At 50.1% G+C, this 15825-nt stretch carries 15 protein-coding genes; 8 read left to right on the forward strand and 7 right to left on the reverse strand.

Annotated features, from left to right (window positions below; genetic code table 11):
- The 3 genes from L5M11_RS10630 to ubiD all read right to left on the reverse strand — a co-directional run.
- On the reverse strand, positions 1-158 hold a 158-nt coding region (locus tag L5M11_RS10630; protein ID WP_259573881.1), incomplete at its 3' end, for a transposase.
- A 575-nt stretch (positions 159-733) separates the two neighbouring features.
- A complete protein-coding gene (fre, locus tag L5M11_RS10635) occupies positions 734-1444 on the reverse strand; it encodes an NAD(P)H-flavin reductase (RefSeq protein ID WP_028759394.1) in 711 nt (236 codons plus the stop codon).
- A gap of 114 nt (positions 1445-1558) precedes the next feature.
- On the reverse strand, positions 1559-3040 hold the full coding sequence (gene ubiD / locus L5M11_RS10640) for a 4-hydroxy-3-polyprenylbenzoate decarboxylase (RefSeq protein ID WP_113939206.1): 1482 nt from the start codon (positions 3038-3040) through the stop codon (positions 1559-1561).
- A gap of 159 nt (positions 3041-3199) precedes the next feature.
- Between ubiD and L5M11_RS10645 the strand changes: the two genes are divergently transcribed.
- Positions 3200-4009, forward strand: a complete 810-nt coding sequence (locus L5M11_RS10645) for a hypothetical protein (protein ID WP_263192062.1) — start codon at positions 3200-3202, stop codon at positions 4007-4009.
- A gap of 109 nt (positions 4010-4118) precedes the next feature.
- Positions 4119-5342 (forward strand): MFS transporter, encoded by a 1224-nt coding sequence (locus L5M11_RS10650; RefSeq protein ID WP_263192063.1) that lies wholly within the window; start codon positions 4119-4121, stop codon positions 5340-5342.
- A 54-nt stretch (positions 5343-5396) separates the two neighbouring features.
- On the opposite strand, the gene L5M11_RS10655 is transcribed toward L5M11_RS10650, so the two are convergent.
- The 4 genes from L5M11_RS10655 to arfB form a co-directional block, all read right to left on the reverse strand.
- On the reverse strand, positions 5397-6083 hold the full coding sequence (locus tag L5M11_RS10655) for an SDR family NAD(P)-dependent oxidoreductase (protein WP_263192064.1): 687 nt from the start codon (positions 6081-6083) through the stop codon (positions 5397-5399).
- Between the two features lie 81 nt (positions 6084-6164).
- Positions 6165-6629, reverse strand: coding sequence for an acetyl-CoA carboxylase biotin carboxyl carrier protein (gene accB, locus L5M11_RS10660; protein WP_263192065.1), 465 nt, complete (start codon positions 6627-6629; stop codon positions 6165-6167).
- Between the two features lie 35 nt (positions 6630-6664).
- On the reverse strand, positions 6665-7105 hold the full coding sequence (aroQ, locus tag L5M11_RS10665; RefSeq protein WP_263192066.1) for a type II 3-dehydroquinate dehydratase: 441 nt from the start codon (positions 7103-7105) through the stop codon (positions 6665-6667).
- A 288-nt stretch (positions 7106-7393) separates the two neighbouring features.
- Positions 7394-7825: an alternative ribosome rescue aminoacyl-tRNA hydrolase ArfB gene (gene arfB / locus L5M11_RS10670; RefSeq protein ID WP_263143115.1), complete on the reverse strand. Its 432-nt coding sequence runs from the start codon at positions 7823-7825 to the stop codon at positions 7394-7396.
- 136 nt (positions 7826-7961) lie between these two features.
- On the opposite strand from arfB, the gene L5M11_RS10675 reads away from it, so the two are divergent.
- The 6 genes from L5M11_RS10675 (at position 7962) to L5M11_RS10700 (ending at position 15568) form a co-directional block, all read left to right on the forward strand.
- Positions 7962-8327 carry an STAS/SEC14 domain-containing protein gene (locus L5M11_RS10675; protein WP_105250333.1) on the forward strand — a complete coding sequence of 122 codons (366 nt, stop codon included), beginning with the start codon at positions 7962-7964 and terminating at the stop codon, positions 8325-8327.
- Between the two features lie 36 nt (positions 8328-8363).
- The gene (locus L5M11_RS10680; protein ID WP_028759383.1) at positions 8364-8573 is read left to right on the forward strand and encodes a DUF3012 domain-containing protein; all 210 of its coding nucleotides are present in this window, start codon (positions 8364-8366) and stop codon (positions 8571-8573) included.
- A 195-nt stretch (positions 8574-8768) separates the two neighbouring features.
- On the forward strand, positions 8769-9212 hold the full coding sequence (locus tag L5M11_RS10685) for a hypothetical protein (RefSeq protein WP_263192110.1): 444 nt from the start codon (positions 8769-8771) through the stop codon (positions 9210-9212).
- A 329-nt stretch (positions 9213-9541) separates the two neighbouring features.
- Positions 9542-11032 (forward strand): TolC family protein, encoded by a 1491-nt coding sequence (locus tag L5M11_RS10690; protein ID WP_263192067.1) that lies wholly within the window; start codon positions 9542-9544, stop codon positions 11030-11032.
- 10 nt (positions 11033-11042) lie between these two features.
- The gene (locus L5M11_RS10695; RefSeq protein ID WP_263192068.1) at positions 11043-12314 is read left to right on the forward strand and encodes an efflux RND transporter periplasmic adaptor subunit; all 1272 of its coding nucleotides are present in this window, start codon (positions 11043-11045) and stop codon (positions 12312-12314) included.
- 29 nt (positions 12315-12343) lie between these two features.
- Entirely contained in the window at positions 12344-15568 is a 3225-nt protein-coding gene (locus tag L5M11_RS10700) for an efflux RND transporter permease subunit (RefSeq protein WP_131524252.1), read from the forward strand.
- Positions 15569-15825: the final 257 nt, after the last annotated feature.

The raw sequence follows: 15825 nt of genomic DNA on the forward strand, positions 1-15825 counted from the left end.
TCTTTAGGTAAATCTCGCCAAGGGATACCTGTTCTAAGGCGGTAAAGAATACCTTCGAATGTTTGTCTATGTTCAGGTTTGTCATAAACACGGCCTGTGCTTTTCATTAAATGAAATAGCTTTTCCCAGCGTGCATCGGTTAGCATAAGTCTTGGCATGGCTTGAGGTTATGGTTACTTTTGGCGAAGCAAATTATAACGTCTTGCCATGCTGTCTAAAAATTACTCTCGAAAGATCAACAGACCCTAAACAAACTGATTAATAGTGTATATTATTTAGAGAATTTGATAGCTATTACTGCAAAAAGATAGGACATGCAAAACTCTTTTGGGATAAACAGCCGACACCGAGGTCACAGTAGTTCACCTCCCACTGCGAAGTTGCTGAAGGGCGTTGAAGAAAATAGCGTGACGCAGACAGGACGTCTGCGTAGCTTTCGGGGGGAAGGGACGCCCCATCGGAAGCGTTAGCTATTTTCGAGTAAGCACGAAGCCAGTAATAATGCATGTAACTTCGCTAGGGGCGTCTTGGAGCATCCAAGGAGGATAGGACGAGCAGTCCTCCTTGGTCGGGTGTGGGGTGAAGCCCCACGACTTTAATCCAAACGAAGTTTGGGTAAACTCAATCGACTGCCATCTGCAAGATTGAAAAACAAAACCCCAGTAAAAACTGGGGTTTATTATTTAAGCCTATGCTGGCAAAGGTTAGCCAGCCAAGCATACAAATTATCGCGTTATTTGATAAACGCGAACGCATCACCGTAGAGATGTGCTTCTTCTACACCAATCTCACGGAAAATTTCCCGTGCCGCACCGACCATATCGAAACGGCCGGCGATATAGATGTCGTAGCCATTTAAGCTGACAAAATCTTGTTTGATTTGCGCTAACAGATTGGCGGTTTTGCCTTGCCAATTTGCGGGAGCTTCTTCGATGACTGGCACAAAGTGTAACCAAGGGTGAGCGTCGTGCCATTGGCGGGCGATGGTTTCAAAATACATGGCATCTTGGGTGCGACAACCCCAATACAGCATAGTTTCAACTTGTTGGCCGAGGGCGATTTGGTGCTCGATGATACTTTTAATGTAAGAGAAACCTGTGCCGCCGGCGATTAACAGACGAGGGCGAATGCTTTCGTGACGCAGGTGGGCTTCGCCGCCTGGGGCTTCGATGTCGATAGTGCTGCCATCAATGGCGCAGGCTTTCAGGCGCTCGACCACTTGCATTGGGTAGCTTTCACTCACAGCGGCGCCAATGTGTAATTCGATCAGCTCGGCGTTTGGCGCTGATGCGATAGAGAAGGGGCGTTTATCTTTTTCACCCATGACAACACATAAGTATTGCCCCGCTTGGAAATCGAAGGCGGTTTCAGGCCTTAACAATACTTGATATACGGCATCGTTAAATGGGTTAACTTTCTCTATCTTACAACGTATGGTTTTCATCAAACTTCCTTTGCACCTTTCTTCAACAGTATGTGTCTAGGTGTCGCTTTAGAGGCCTGTTATTGGCCTATTCTCTTGGCTTAAGCCGATACTTGAGTAATGGCTTAAGCTGAATTATAGGGTTGGGCTGTCGTCTATGCCTAACTCATCCCAGATTGAGTCGATCTTTTGTTTTACTTTTGGATCCATCACGATTGGCGTGCCCCATTCGCGGTTGGTTTCACCTTCCCACTTATTGGTGGCATCGAGTCCCATTTTTGAGCCTAAGCCCGCAACGGGTGAAGCAAAATCGAGGTAGTCGATCGGGGTGTTTTCGATCATCACAGTATCGCGTTTAGGGTCCATGCGGGTGGTGATCGCCCAGATCACATCCTGCCAGTCACGACAGTTCACATCTTCATCCACTATGACAATAAACTTAGTGTACATAAATTGGCGCAGGAAAGACCAAGCGCCCATCATCACTCGTTTGGCATGTCCCGGATATTGTTTGCGAATGGAGATCACTGCCATGCGGTACGAACAACCCTCAGGCGGCAGATAAAAATCAACGATCTCAGGATATTGCTTACGCAAAATCGGCACAAACACTTCGTTTAATGCGACCCCCAGCATGGCGGGCTCATCCGGTGGACGGCCAGTGTAAGTGCTGTGGTAGATGGCATCTTTACGCTGAGTGATGTGAGTAACGGTAAATACTGGAAATTTATCGGTTTCGTTGTAGTAACCCGTGTGATCGCCGTAGGGGCCTTCTTCCGCCAGTTCCTCAGGATCGATATAGCCTTCGAGGATGATTTCACTGGTGGCGGGCACTTCTAAGTCACAGCTTAATGCCTTACAGACTTCGGTACGTTCACCGCGCAGTAAACCGGCAAAAGCGTATTCGCTCATGGAATCGGGGACTGGGGTGACGGCACCTAGAATGGTCACAGGATCGGCGCCGAGTGCGACCACAACAGGATAACGCTCACCGGGGAATTGTTGTTTAAAATCAGCAAAATCTAACGCGCCGCCACGGTGGGACAACCAGCGCATGATCAGCTTGTTTTTACCCAGTAATTGTTGGCGATAAATGCCTAAATTCTGACGACTCTTGCGCGGGCCTTTGGTGATGGTTAAGCCCCAGGTCACCAGTGGCGCGACATCGCCAGGCCAGCAATGCTGAATAGGCAATTTAGTTAAATCGACCTCATCGCCGGTTTTGATGATTTGTTGGCAAGGCGGATTACGCACTGTTTTTGGCGGCATATTCAAGGCTTGCTTGAACATAGGGATCTTAGCGATCGCGTCTTTAAAACCCCTAGGTGGTTCGGGTTCTTTTAAAAAGGCTAACAGTTCACCCACTTCGCGCAGGGCTAATGGGTCGTCTTTGCCGAGTGCCATGGCCACACGTTTTGGCGTACCGAACAGGTTTACCAACACGGGCATGTGATGATTTTTGGGATTTTCAAATAATAGCGCAGGGCCTTGAGCGCGTAATACGCGATCGGCGATCTCTGTCATTTCTAAATGAGGATCAACTGGGTAGCTAATGCGTTTGAGTTCGCCATTGGCTTCTAAGTGATCAATAAAGCTGCGTAAATCCTTAAAACTCATGTGGAAATAGCCTCTGCAGTGAAAATCCATGTGGCGCGCACTATAGCATTTTTCTGTTTTAGGGTTAACCAATTCAGTGATCTTCAAGCTTAGGAAGCGTAAAATGGTTACCAGTAAGTCGCGATAGATCTCGCTTACGCCCTTTATTTCGAGGTTTATATGAATATTCCTGTATGGTTTGCTCAAGAAAAGTGTGTTCAAACTCAATCACATGGCGCGCATAAGCGGTCGCTAAAGTGCTTGGTTTTATCGCTTGCCGTGGGGATCTCACTTTTGGGGGCGCTCAGTGTGCCGACTGTGGCGGTGGCCGGAAATAGAGGCTATTCGGATCAAGACGAACGTCACGGTCATCGTGATAGCCACAGTCGTGGCGATAGTCATTACAACAATCGTCATGACAATTATTACGACAACCGCCATGTGCGTAAAGATAATCGCCATTATCGTCCCTATTATCGACCTTATTACCCTTGGGGTTTAGGACTGGGTTTAGGGCTCGCTACGGGGTGGGGATCGGGTTGGAATGTCGGTTATGGTGTGAACACCCATTGGAACAATGATTGGGGTTGGAATACATCGCGTGACGCCTACGCTCGAAATTACTGGAACTCGCCCTATTCGGGCATAGGTTTGTCGATTCCTATGGCCTACGACGATGAACCTGTGGCCATTTCTGCACCTGTACGGGTAACAACCAGTATGCAGTATTCTGCGAGTGAAGGCCGTATGGTGTCGAGTATGCCTGTAAATATGGCCGGACAATCGACTGGGCAACTGGTGTCGCAAACTAGTAACGGCACAGGCAAAACAGTTGCGACTCCGCGCCCACGCGCACCGCACAGTGTGTCTAGCTTGCCGAGCAATGCTAGGGTTGTGCAGCAGGATGGTCGTACACTTTACGAGTGGCAAGGCACGCTTTACGCCTACGACTGGAACAGTCAAACCTATCAAGAACAGTTAGCACGATAGATTCAAATCACTTAATTACTGAAAATCGGAGCCCCATAGTGGGCTCCAATTTATTTTTAGCACTTAACTTTTTAATTAATATCATTTTATAGAATAACGGAGAAGACGTTTGGACATTGCTCAAAATCAGGCAGCTCAAAATAAGGCTAAGGGAGCCAGTACTCTGTGGGTGTTGCTCGCCTTAGCGCTTGGCACATTTGCCTTAGGCACCACAGAATTTGCTTCCATGACCTTAGTGCCTTATATCGCGAGTGATTTAGGGGTAGAGGTTGCCCATGTGAGTTATGCCATTAGTGCCTATGCGCTGGGGGTTGTGGTCGGTTCGCCAATTATCATGGTGCTAGCCGTTAGGGTCAGACGGCGAACACTCTTGATTGCCTTAGCCGCGTTAATGGCGGTGGCCAATGGCTTAAGTGCGTTAGCGCCATCGTTGAATTGGTTAATCTTTTTTCGTTTTCTCAGCGGCTTGCCCCACGGCGCTTATTTCGGCGTGGCTATGTTGCTCGCCGCCTCTTTAGTGCCGCCAGAAATGAAGGCCCGCGCCGTATCGCGGGTGATTATTGGCCTTACGCTGGCGACGATTATCGGTGTGCCGTTTGCGACTTGGATGGGGCAAACTGTGGGCTGGCGCTCGGGCATTGGCATAGTGGCTATTCTGGCGACCATTACCGCGATAATGGTGTATTTTTTAGCACCTAATCAAGCCGTGCCCGCTGATGCGAGTCCCAAAAAAGAGCTACAAACCCTTAAAAATCGTGAAGTCTGGCTGACGCTCGGCATCGCGGCCATTGGCTTTGGCGGTATCTTCTGCGTGTATACCTATCTGGCCGAAACCTTAATCCAAGTGACACAAGTCGAGCCGTTTAAGATCCCAATCATGATGGCGGTATTTGGTATTGGCGCAACACTTGGGACCTTAGTGTGTGGCTGGGCGGCGGATAAGTCGGCCTTAGCGGCGGCGTTTTGGTCGTTAGTGTTAAGCACTGTGGTGTTGGCGATTTACCCGAGTTTGACTGGACATTACTGGGCGCTGATGCCCGTGGTATTTTTTGTCGGTTGTGGGTTAGGGCTTGCCACTATTGTGCAAGCCAGATTGATGGATGTGGCACCCGATGGGCAAGCCATGACAGGCGCTTTAGTGCAATGCGCCTTTAATCTTGCCAATGCAATTGGGCCTTGGGTGGGCAGTTTAGTGATACTGTCTGGACAAGGCATTGCCGCGACAGGTTATGCGGCATCTTTGTTGTCATTGGGGGGACTGCTGATGTGGTGGCTGACCCACAGAGAAAGCCGTCGCGTCGTTACCCTAAACACAGCGAACTGCGCCGACTAGCGAGTGCTAAGGAAGAGACGCAGTGGTCATATTCTGCGTCTCGAATCCGCACATTTAGCCCCTTTGTATGGTGATATCGGCGATATAACCATGCTCTGTGGCAACTAAGGCTTGTTTGAGCATGCCAGCCGCTTCATCGGCGGACATAAAGCTTGAGGTATCTAAAGCCTTACCGCTACTGGGCCAAAAGCCTGTGTCCATGCCGCCGGGATACACGGCAATCAACTTCATTGGGCTTTGTTTAAGCTCTAATCGCACCGACTCGATAAATCCCCGCACCGCCCATTTTGCCGCGCAGTAAGTGGATTCTCCCGCCTTGGCGGCCAGTGCTGCGGTGGACATGACCACAACCACAGTGACTGCTTGATCTTTATAGCGTTTCACTAATTCCCGTACTAACAGAATCGTCGAGGTGACATTGTTATTGAGCAGGCTCTGGATATCGCTGGCGGTTTGGGTTTCAATCGCACCAAAGTAGCCGCTGCCCGCACAGTGGATCACGGTTTTAGGGGCTTGCGTTAGGCCATCGAACAGGGCTTCGAGACTCGATTCACTGGCGAGATCGGCGGTGATCGCGGCGATCGCGGCGATCGTTTTGTTGGAGAAGGGCGTTAATGCATTGGCGACGGTTTGCAGACGCTCGGCATGGCGGCCTGTGAGTGTCAGTGCTTCGTTCTCTTTGGCGTAGAGCGATGCGAGTGCCGCGCCTAAACCACTGCTGGCGCCGGTAATTAATATCATAGTGACCTCGGTTAATGCTGTCTTGGCTTGAAAACCGCATCTTAAACTCAAGTGCGCTTCAATTCATGGGAAGGCGAGCGGTTAGATTAAGGTAAATAGCGGCTGATCGAATGCCACTTCATTGCCGTCTTTGGCCCAAATAGCGCTGATCACGCCATCGCGCTCGGCTTGGATGGGATTCATCATTCTCATCGCTTCGATAATGCAGACAACTTCACCTTGGCTCACACGTTGACCGACTTTAACCAGCGGCACATCATCGAGTTCTGCCGCCGCGTAAAAAGTGCCGACCATAGGTGAGACTTGTACAAAACCTTCTGTACTTGGCGTAATGCCTGTTTGCGAATGGCTTGTTTGCTTTGCCTGTTCACTCAAAGGCGCTACTCGTGCTATGGCTGGCGTTTGCGATGACTGCATATTGGCTGGCATAGGGCTGTAGCGGGTGATGCGAATTGATTCTTCACCTTCTGTGATCGCCAGTTCTGCTATGTCAGATTCTTGTACTAACTCAATGAGTTTTTTAATTTTACGAAGATCCATTGCCATTTATCTGCCCTTGCAAAGCACGCTATTGAATGGGATTACTGTTGCTGGTTGAGCCGCTTAATGGCTGCCGCCAGTGCAAACTCATAACCTTGTGAACCGAAACCGCAAATCACGCCTATCGCCTTATCGGAAAAATAGGAATGGTGGCGAAAGGCTTCACGGGCGTGCACATTGGATAAATGCACTTCAAAGAACGGAATTGCCACGCCAAGCAGGGCATCACGCAGGGCGACGCTGGTATGGGTAAAGGCGGCGGGATTGATAATAATCATCTGGGCATCGGTTGCATGAATCGCATTGATTAGCTCAAATTCGGCGTTGGACTGAATATGTTCGAGCTCAACTCCCGCCAACTTTGCCTGCTGATTTAACTCCGCCACTATGTCGGCTAAGGTTTGATGACCATAAACGCTGGGCTCGCGGCGGCCTAAGAGGTTGAGATTGGGGCCATTGACGAGCAAAATTTTGTGACTCATTGCGCTTTCCTTTACGGCATGCCTTGGGATTTATGCTGGGATTAAAGTTGGAATAAATTTATTTCAGTTTTCTACATAGGCCATTAACTTAACCTGTTCAAATCGATTTTGCATTATCCGTTAGTCAATTGTGTGCGAGCTGATCATGTGCGAGCCGATTATACCTTTGAAATCCTGTGCCATTGTTGGCTGGGTTCAATTGCGGTTATTTCTCTGGTACCGAGTTAGCAATTGCCTAAGTTGACTGTCAGTTGAGTTAATTGTCATCTAAGTTAACTGTCACCTAAGTTAATAGTCACTCTTCTGTTGACGCATGGCCTTAGTGGCACCTTTTTGTTTCTTGGTTTCTAATCGCCGAGTTTGGCTGCCTTTAGTGGCGCGGGTGGGGATGCGTTTTTTCTGCACTTCACCGACACTGGCAATCAAGGCGATAAATTGCTCCAAGGCTGTTTGGCGGTTGGCATCTTGGCTGCGACTCGCTTGACATTTGATGATGATTTTGCCGCTTTTAGTGATGCGGTGATCCGCCTTGTTGAGCAAGCGTTCTTGGTAAAACTCGGGTAATGATGAGCTTTTAATATCGAAAATCAGCTGCGCAGCTGTGGACACTTTATTTAAGTGCTGGCCGCCTGCACCACTCGAACGGATAAATTGCCACTCGATTTCATTTTCCTGAAGTTCCACACGGTTTGAGATTTTTATCATGGCAAACTTAGGCATTTTTCAGCATGGATTGAGAAGCCATCAATAATGACTTATGGCTTTCCAATAGATTTGTTATCATCGGGCGCATTCTTTGCCGCTGCATTGGCTAAAGCCATTGCCTGCAAAAGTGTTCTCGATTCGGAGTGCCTCTATGTTATGCCAAATCCCCGATATTGCTAAGGGTGTTATCAGTCTTTTTGCCAGTGGCCGACTATCCTCCACCGATTATCGGACCCGTTTACAGCCAGCGATTAAGAGTTATCGTAAGGATTGGGGCCAAGTTTGCCTGTATATTGAGGCGGATGTGTTACTCGAAGGCTGGGAATTTGAGTCGCTGACCGGTAGTGGTGAAGTTCAGTTACCGAATTTTGAAGCCTTAGTGTTTGTGGGCGGCCCTGATTGGGTAGGAAATGCGGTGCGCTTACTCGGACCTTTTATGCAGGGCGAAGTGGCTTGGTTTCCACTCGAACAGAAAGCCAAAGCGATTGCTTGGATCACTAAGCGTTCGAATATTTAATGGTCTAATTTAGGCCATATTTACAAGGAATTAAGTATGTCATTATTGAAATCGGGCTCTTTTTCTTCGCTAACAGTTTCTAAGGTCAGTGCGATTGCGTTAGTGTTGGCATTTACTGCTGGACTGAGTGCCTGCGCGCCAGAAGTGGGCAGTGATGCTTGGTGTAAACAGATGAAAAATAAGCCGTCTGGCGATTGGACTGCTAACGAAGCCGCTGATTACGCTAAGCACTGTGTATTTAAATAAGTGCTGTGTATTTAAATAAGCACTGGGTGTTTAAGTCAGCGTTAGCCTTTAGAGATCACAGCTTGAAAGACTTTGCTTGCGAGCTGTGAACTTATGTTTATCATACGGGTCAGATGTTCCGTTATCCGTTATCCGTTATCCGTTATTTGCTATAGGTGATATTTGAATTCTACCGCTAAGCCATTTTTTACTCGAATGGTGACCCTACTGATAGCCATTATCGTGCTGCAATTTGCTGGCGCGAATTTGGGTGCGCATCAGTTACATGCGGGCAATGGCGCGGAAGAAGCTGAGAATCATCCCCATCTGCAATTTAGTGCTCAAGTGACCACTTTGGCCCAATGTGTCGATTGCGTTTGTCCAAGCGAGCAAGCCTTAGGCTTTGCGGACTCCACGGGTGTCACCAGTCATCACACGGGAGAAAACCAAAGCAGCGGATTTCATTCACACTTAGTGAAAACCACTGAAATACAAGATTTTGACCTATGCCTCGACTGCCAATGCCATGGCGGTCATGTGGCGTTGTTATCTCAGGCAGTGAGTCAGCCTGTACAGGCGTTAGAAAGCGTCTATCTGCCTACCGATGTATCCTATTTTCCGCCTGAAAATTTACCTAAATACCGCCCTCCTATCGCTTAATTCTCTAATATTCGGCTTATTTCTCGGCCTAGGACGATTGATTCATCTGATTGGATCTCATTCTATTTTGCCGCGTGATAAGCCCGTTATGTTCATCCCCCAAAAGATACGCTTGAACTGATGCTTGCAGCGTTAACTGTTGGAGCCGTCATTGGCTTTTTAGCCGCGCACTGTATTGCTTGGCGGGATGATTCGATCGGCGCTTATTTGCCATGCCCAGAACGATATGATTGCTTTGCATTGAGCTATTTAAATGAAGCTCACATCTAGCCGTTTCGCTTTGGGCGCAAAAGTCAGCCGATCCACATTCGATATTGTTAGGATTTGCGATGAACAAAACGACTCTCGCCCGTACCTTGGCTTGCCTGTTTCGATCGGGCTTGTTGAGCTGCGGATTAGTATTGGCCGCCGGATTGCTAGCCTTTGCCCCCGCGGCAGAAAATGACACTCTTGAAGTCTTCCTTGAAACCAAAGCCGCTGAAGCCAATCCCTTGGAAACCAATGCGCTTGAAACCAAAGCTCCTGAAGCCGAGGTGTTTAAAGCTCAATCACTGGGCTTACCCGCCAAAGAAACCGACACGCCATATGTCGCCTTTGGCCAATGGTTGCCCGTGTTACTCACACAGTTTAATCAGTTGCCTGAAGTGCAGGCGCAGCTTACACGGCAGCAACAAGCAAAGCTTGCCATTCAGGCGGCAGATCGCGCCGTGTATAACCCTGAACTTGGGCTTAACTATCAAAAAGCCGACACAGATTCCTACAGCTTGGGCCTGAGTCAAACCCTTGATTGGGGTGATAAGCGCGGCGTGGCGACAAAACGTGTCGAGCTTGAAGCCCAAATTCTGTTCGCTGATATAGGTTTAGAGCGTAACCAAATGTTGGCCGAACGCTTACTGGCGTTGGCAGAACAGGCGCAAAGTCGTAAGGCACTGACTTTTGCCGAGCAGCAACTCAGGTTTACTAAGGCGCAGCTCGGTATTGCCAAGCAGCGGTTGGCGGCGGGGGATTTGTCTAACGTCGAGCTGCAATTGATGCAACTCGAGTTAGCAACCAATACCGCAGATTATGCCTTAGCCGAGCAGGTAGCTTTAGTAGCTGACGGCAAAGTGATTGAGTTGCTTGGGGATAATAATCTCGCCTTTAGTGAGTTCATCAAGGAGATCCATGTCTTCGTGACTCAGGCTAAGCAAGCGCCAGCGGCCGAGTTGGGCACCTCTACATCAGCCTTGCCAGCACTGGCGAGTGCTTATCAGCAAGTGCTGCTCGCCAGAGTTAATGTCATGCAAGTCAAAGCGGAAGCTTCGGCTGACCCGACTATTAGCCTAGGCGCTGAAAAGGAGGGCACGGACAATAAGCTCGGTGTCGGCGTGTCGATTCCTCTACAAGTTCGCAATAACTACAGTGAGTTACAAGCCGTAGCCGATAAGGGCATCGCTATCGCGGAGCAAGGCTATCTTGCCCGTGAGCGAGTGCTTACCGCTAAGCAGAAACAATTCCTCTATGCGTTACCGCGTTTACTCGAACGTTACCAAGACTGGCGTGAGTTAGTACAAGTGTCAGGTGCTAAAGCCGCTAAATCCTTAAGCCAACAATGGCAGGCGGGGGATGTGAGTACTAGCGAGTACTTACAGAGCCGTCGTCAGTTAGCCGCCAGTTATTTGGTGGGCTTAAACCTAGAAACGGCTATCTATCAGAGTTGGTTAACTTGGATGGGCGAAAGTGGCCAGCTTATGCCTTTTATCGAAAAGCTCATTATAGAAAAGCTAAATGCAGTCCCTTCGATAACATCTAATGCCGCCGCACGCACAGTAAACCCATGAGGTCACAATAATGAATTCAAATACTCACCACGAAAATGTCCTTCAACTGGATGCTGTAATGACGCCTGAAAAGCGTCGGTTTAACCTATCAAAAATTGCGCTCGCATTATTCGTGCTGAGCACGCTGGCCTTTCTCGCTCAGCCTGTATTGGCTGGCGGTGATCACGCCCCCGTCGCTAAGGAAAGCGGCGATTCGGTAACGCAAATGGCGTCGACGGATGAACACGGCGAACAGGCGCTGAAATTGACCGAAGCGCAGCAAGCCTTGGCGGGGATTAGCTTGTTACCTTTGTCGAGCGATAGCTTGAACCTCGCCAATTTGAATCTAGATATCAGGGCGACGGCGACCTTAGTGGTTGATCGCGATCGAACCGCCACCCTTGCGCCGCAGCTCGATGTGCGCGTGTTAGCGCGCCACGTGGTGCCGGGGCAAGAAGTTAAAAAAGGTGAACCTTTACTTACCTTGGGCGGCTCAGCCGTTGCGCAGGCACAGGCGGATTACATCAATGCCGCCGCCGAATGGAGCCGAGTCAAACGCATGAGCGAAGGCGCCGTGAGTGTCAGCCGCCGTATGCAGGCGCAGGTGGATGCCGAACTTAAACGCGCAATTTTAGAGGCGATTAAGATGACGTCCGCACAAATTCGCGCACTGGAATCGACGCCCGAAGCGATTGGAGGTTATCAACTTTTAGCGCCGATTGACGGACGAGTGCAGCAGGATATCGCCATGCTAGGCCAAGTGTTTAGTGCGGGCACGCCGTTAATGCAGCTGACCGACGAGTCCTATCTGTGGGTCGAGGCGCAGTTAACGCCTACCCAAACCGCGCATATCACTGTCGGCAGTGCGGCCTTAGTGCAAGTGGGGGATAAGACGTTGGCAGGTAAGATAATCGGTCGCTCCCATGAACTCGATAGCGTGACTCGCACCGAACAAGTGCTGGTGAGTATGCCCAATCCTGATCATATGATGCATGCGGGGCAATTTGCCGAACTCTACTTTGCCAATACTGCCGCCAACTCTGCTAATAAGGCTGGTGGAATCGTGCTGCCCGATGCGGCGCTCACCCGCAGCGGCGATGGCGACTGGCAGATTTTTATTCAAGATGAAGATGGCTTCGAGTCCATTGAGGTAGAAGTGGTGCAACGTCAACGCGGCTTGAGTCTAGTGCGTGGACCTGAGCTTGAAAAAGCCCAACAGGCACAGCTCAAGGTTGTGGTGGCTGGCGCGTTCTTCTTGGCATCCGAGCAGGCGAAAGCGGGCTTTGATATTCACGCCCACTAATATGAGCGCCCTCATTTTGGAGATTTTCTATGTTGCAAAAGTTAATCGAAGCCGCGATTAAAAATCGGCTGTTAGTGGTATTGGCTCTGCTCGCCGTGATTGTGGGCTGTGTGGCCATGCTACCAAAGTTGAATCTCGATGCCTTTCCTGATGTGACGAACGTGCAAGTGACCATCAATACTGCGGCCGAAGGCTTAGCCGCTGAAGAGGTGGAAAAACTTATCAGTTATCCGGTGGAATCGGCCATGTACGCCTTGCCAGCTGTGACTGAGGTGCGCTCGTTATCGCGTACCGGCTTGTCGATTGTGACTGTGGTATTTGCCGAGGGGACGGATATTTACTTCGCCCGTCAGCAAGTGTTTGAACAGTTGCAGGCGGCGCGGGAGATGATCCCAAGCGGCGTCGGAGTGCCTGAAATCGGCCCGAATACCTCGGGATTAGGGCAGATTTATCAGTATATTCTGCGCGCAGAACCTAACTCTGGCATTAATGCCGCCGAGCTGCGTAGCTTAAATGATTATCTGGTGAAGTTGATATTGATGCCAGTGGGCGGCGTGACTGAAGTCTTGTCTTTTGGTGGCGATGTGCGCCAATACCAAGTTCAGGTCGACCCGAATAAACTGCGTGCCTATGGCTTGTCGATGGCGCAAGTTACCGAAGCGCTAGAGAGCAATAACCGCAACGCTGGCGGCTGGTTTATGGACCAAGGCCAAGAGCAACTTGTGGTGCGCGGTTATGGCATGTTGCCCGCAGGAGACGCGGGATTGGCGGCGATCGCGCAGATCCCTCTGACCGAAGCCAGCGGTACGCCAGTGCGTATTGGCGATATCGCTCAGGTGGATTTCGGCAGCGAGATCCGTGTCGGGGCAGTGACTATGACGCGCCGCGATGAATCTGGCCAAGTGCAAAATCTCGGTGAAGTGGTGGCTGGTGTCGTGCTCAAACGCATGGGGGCAAACACTAAGGCGACGATTGACGATATTGGTGCGCGGGTGAGCCTTATTGAGCAGGCATTGCCCGATGGCGTGTCCTTTGAGGTGTTTTACGACCAAGCGGATCTGGTCGATAAGGCTGTGACCACAGTGCGCGATGCGCTGCTAATGGCCTTTGTGTTTATCGTGGTGATCTTGGCGTTGTTCCTCGTCAATATCCGCGCGACCTTGTTGGTGTTGCTGTCGATTCCTGTGTCTATCGGGCTCGCACTTATGGTGATGTCCTATTATGGTCTGTCGGCAAACCTGATGTCGCTCGGCGGTTTAGCTGTGGCGATTGGTATGTTAGTCGATGGCTCTGTGGTGATGGTGGAGAATATTTTCAAACACTTAACCCAACCGGATCGCCGCCATTTACCCGAGGCGAGGGCGCGTGCCGATGGTGAGGACGATCCCTATCACAGTGAGGAGGATGGTGCTAAAGCCAGTGGTGATGTCAGCGAATCGAATATGGTTATTCGGATAATGCTCGCGGCAAAAGAGGTGTGTAGTCCAATCTTCTTCGCCACCGCCATTATTATCGTCGTATTTGCGCCGTTATTTGCCCTCGAAGGCGTTGAAGGCAAGCTGTTCCAGCCGATGGCGGTCAGTATCATTTTGGCTATGATGTCGGCGCTGCTGGTGGCGCTGATTGCTGTGCCAGCCCTTGCCGTGTATCTGTTTAAGCGCGGTGTACTGCTTAAACAAAGTGTGATTTTAGCGCCGCTGGATGCCGCTTATCGCAAGTTACTGACGGCAACGCTTGCTAGGCCAAAGGTGGTGATGCTCAGCGCCTTGGTGATGTTCGGCTTGAGTCTATTATTGCTACCAAGGCTGGGTACCGAATTTGTGCCTGAACTGGAGGAAGGCACGATTAACTTGAGGGTGACGCTGGCACCAACGGCGAGTTTAGGCACTTCGCTCCAAGTCGCACCTAAGCTTGAGGCTATTTTGCTAGCATTTCCCGAGGTGGAATATGCCCTGAGCCGTATTGGTGCACCTGAATTGGGCGGCGATCCCGAGCCTGTGAGTAATATTGAAGTCTATATTGGCTTGAAACCGATAGCAGAGTGGCAGTCGGCAAGCTCGCGCTTGGAACTGCAACGCTTGATGGAGGAAAAACTCAGCGTGTTCCCCGGACTCTTGTTGACCTTTTCGCAGCCGATTGCGACTCGGGTAGATGAATTACTTTCGGGGGTAAAAGCCCAGTTAGCGATCAAAATCTTCGGCCCAGATTTAGCAGTATTGTCACAGAAAGGCCAAGCGCTTACCGATCTTGTCGCGAAAATCCCCGGTGCCGTGGATGTGTCGCTTGAGCAAGTGAGCGGTGAGGCGCAATTAGTCGTGCGCCCCAAACGCGAGCTATTGGCGCGTTACGGCATCAGTGTCGATCAAGTGATGAGCCTCGTCAGCCAAGGTATTGGCGGCGCGAGTGCAGGGCAAGTGATCGATGGCAATGCCAGATACGACATCAATGTGCGACTCGCGGCCGAGTTTCGCCAAAGCCCTGATGCGATTAAAGACTTATTACTCAGTGGTACAAATGGCGCCACAGTGCGCTTAGGGGAAGTCGCCAGCGTCGAAGTGGAAATGGCGCCGCCGAATATTCGCCGTGACGATGTGCAGCGCCGTGTTGTGGTGCAGGCCAACGTGGCGGGGCGCGATATGGGCTCGGTTGTAAAAGATATTTATGCCCTAGTGCCAAAGGCGGATTTGCCAGCGGGATATACAGTGATCATTGGCGGCCAGTATGAGAATCAGCAGCGAGCGCAGCAAAAGTTGATGCTAGTGGTGCCGATTTCTATCGCCTTGATTGCCTTGTTGTTGTACTTCTCCTTTGGTTCATTCAAGCAAGTGTTGCTCATCATGGCGAACGTGCCCTTAGCTTTGATTGGCGGCATAGTGGCCCTGTATGTCAGTGGCACTTATTTATCTGTGCCTAGCTCTATTGGCTTTATCACTCTATTTGGGGTAGCGGTGCTCAACGGTGTGGTGCTGGTGGATTCGATTAATCAGCGCAGGCAAAGCGGCGAAGCACTCTATGATTGTGTTTATGAGGGCACGGTTGGGCGTTTACGGCCGGTATTGATGACGGCACTGACCTCGGCCTTAGGTTTGATCCCGATTTTATTGTCATCGGGTGTCGGCAGTGAGATCCAAAAGCCCTTGGCAGTGGTGATTATCGGTGGCTTGTTTAGCTCGACGGCGCTGACCTTACTCGTCTTGCCGACCTTGTATCGCTGGTTATATCGCGGCGATAAGCGCATTGATGAGCTCGGTTAATCACAGGTAAGCCGTCATCGTGGGCAATAACTTGTTATGTTTCGGGTTATTGCCTTCGTTGTAGACAGGGTTATCACATTGACTAAAAGGCTTAAAATCAGTGAGCTAAAGAGTGATAGATGGGCTAGTCTTAGAGTCGACATTAAGGACATTCATTTCTGGAGAACATTATGATTGCGGTAATTTTTGAAGTCATCCCGACAAAGGAAGGGAAGGAAGAGTATCTGCACGTGGCCGCTGAAATGCGCCAATATTGA

The organism is Shewanella sp. SM87 (assembly GCF_025653705.1).
Classification (GTDB): domain Bacteria; phylum Pseudomonadota; class Gammaproteobacteria; order Enterobacterales; family Shewanellaceae; genus Shewanella; species Shewanella oncorhynchi.

Excerpts from the sequence above, each read along its gene's own strand:
- fre (WP_028759394.1), bottom strand. The coding sequence starts at position 1,444 with ATGAAAACCATACGTTGTAAGATAGAGAAAGTTAACCCATTTAACGAT.
- ubiD (WP_113939206.1), bottom strand. The coding sequence starts at position 3,040 with ATGAGTTTTAAGGATTTACGCAGCTTTATTGATCACTTAGAAGCCAAT.
- L5M11_RS10645 (WP_263192062.1), top strand. The coding sequence starts at position 3,200 with ATGAATATTCCTGTATGGTTTGCTCAAGAAAAGTGTGTTCAAACTCAA.
- L5M11_RS10655 (WP_263192064.1), bottom strand. The coding sequence starts at position 6,083 with ATGATATTAATTACCGGCGCCAGCAGTGGTTTAGGCGCGGCACTCGCA.
- accB (WP_263192065.1), bottom strand. The coding sequence starts at position 6,629 with ATGGCAATGGATCTTCGTAAAATTAAAAAACTCATTGAGTTAGTACAA.
- aroQ (WP_263192066.1), bottom strand. The coding sequence starts at position 7,105 with ATGAGTCACAAAATTTTGCTCGTCAATGGCCCCAATCTCAACCTCTTA.
- arfB (WP_263143115.1), bottom strand. The coding sequence starts at position 7,825 with ATGCCTAAGTTTGCCATGATAAAAATCTCAAACCGTGTGGAACTTCAG.
- L5M11_RS10675 (WP_105250333.1), top strand. The coding sequence starts at position 7,962 with ATGTTATGCCAAATCCCCGATATTGCTAAGGGTGTTATCAGTCTTTTT.
- L5M11_RS10680 (WP_028759383.1), top strand. The coding sequence starts at position 8,364 with ATGTCATTATTGAAATCGGGCTCTTTTTCTTCGCTAACAGTTTCTAAG.
- L5M11_RS10685 (WP_263192110.1), top strand. The coding sequence starts at position 8,769 with ATGGTGACCCTACTGATAGCCATTATCGTGCTGCAATTTGCTGGCGCG.
- L5M11_RS10690 (WP_263192067.1), top strand. The coding sequence starts at position 9,542 with ATGAACAAAACGACTCTCGCCCGTACCTTGGCTTGCCTGTTTCGATCG.
- L5M11_RS10695 (WP_263192068.1), top strand. The coding sequence starts at position 11,043 with ATGAATTCAAATACTCACCACGAAAATGTCCTTCAACTGGATGCTGTA.
- L5M11_RS10700 (WP_131524252.1), top strand. The coding sequence starts at position 12,344 with ATGTTGCAAAAGTTAATCGAAGCCGCGATTAAAAATCGGCTGTTAGTG.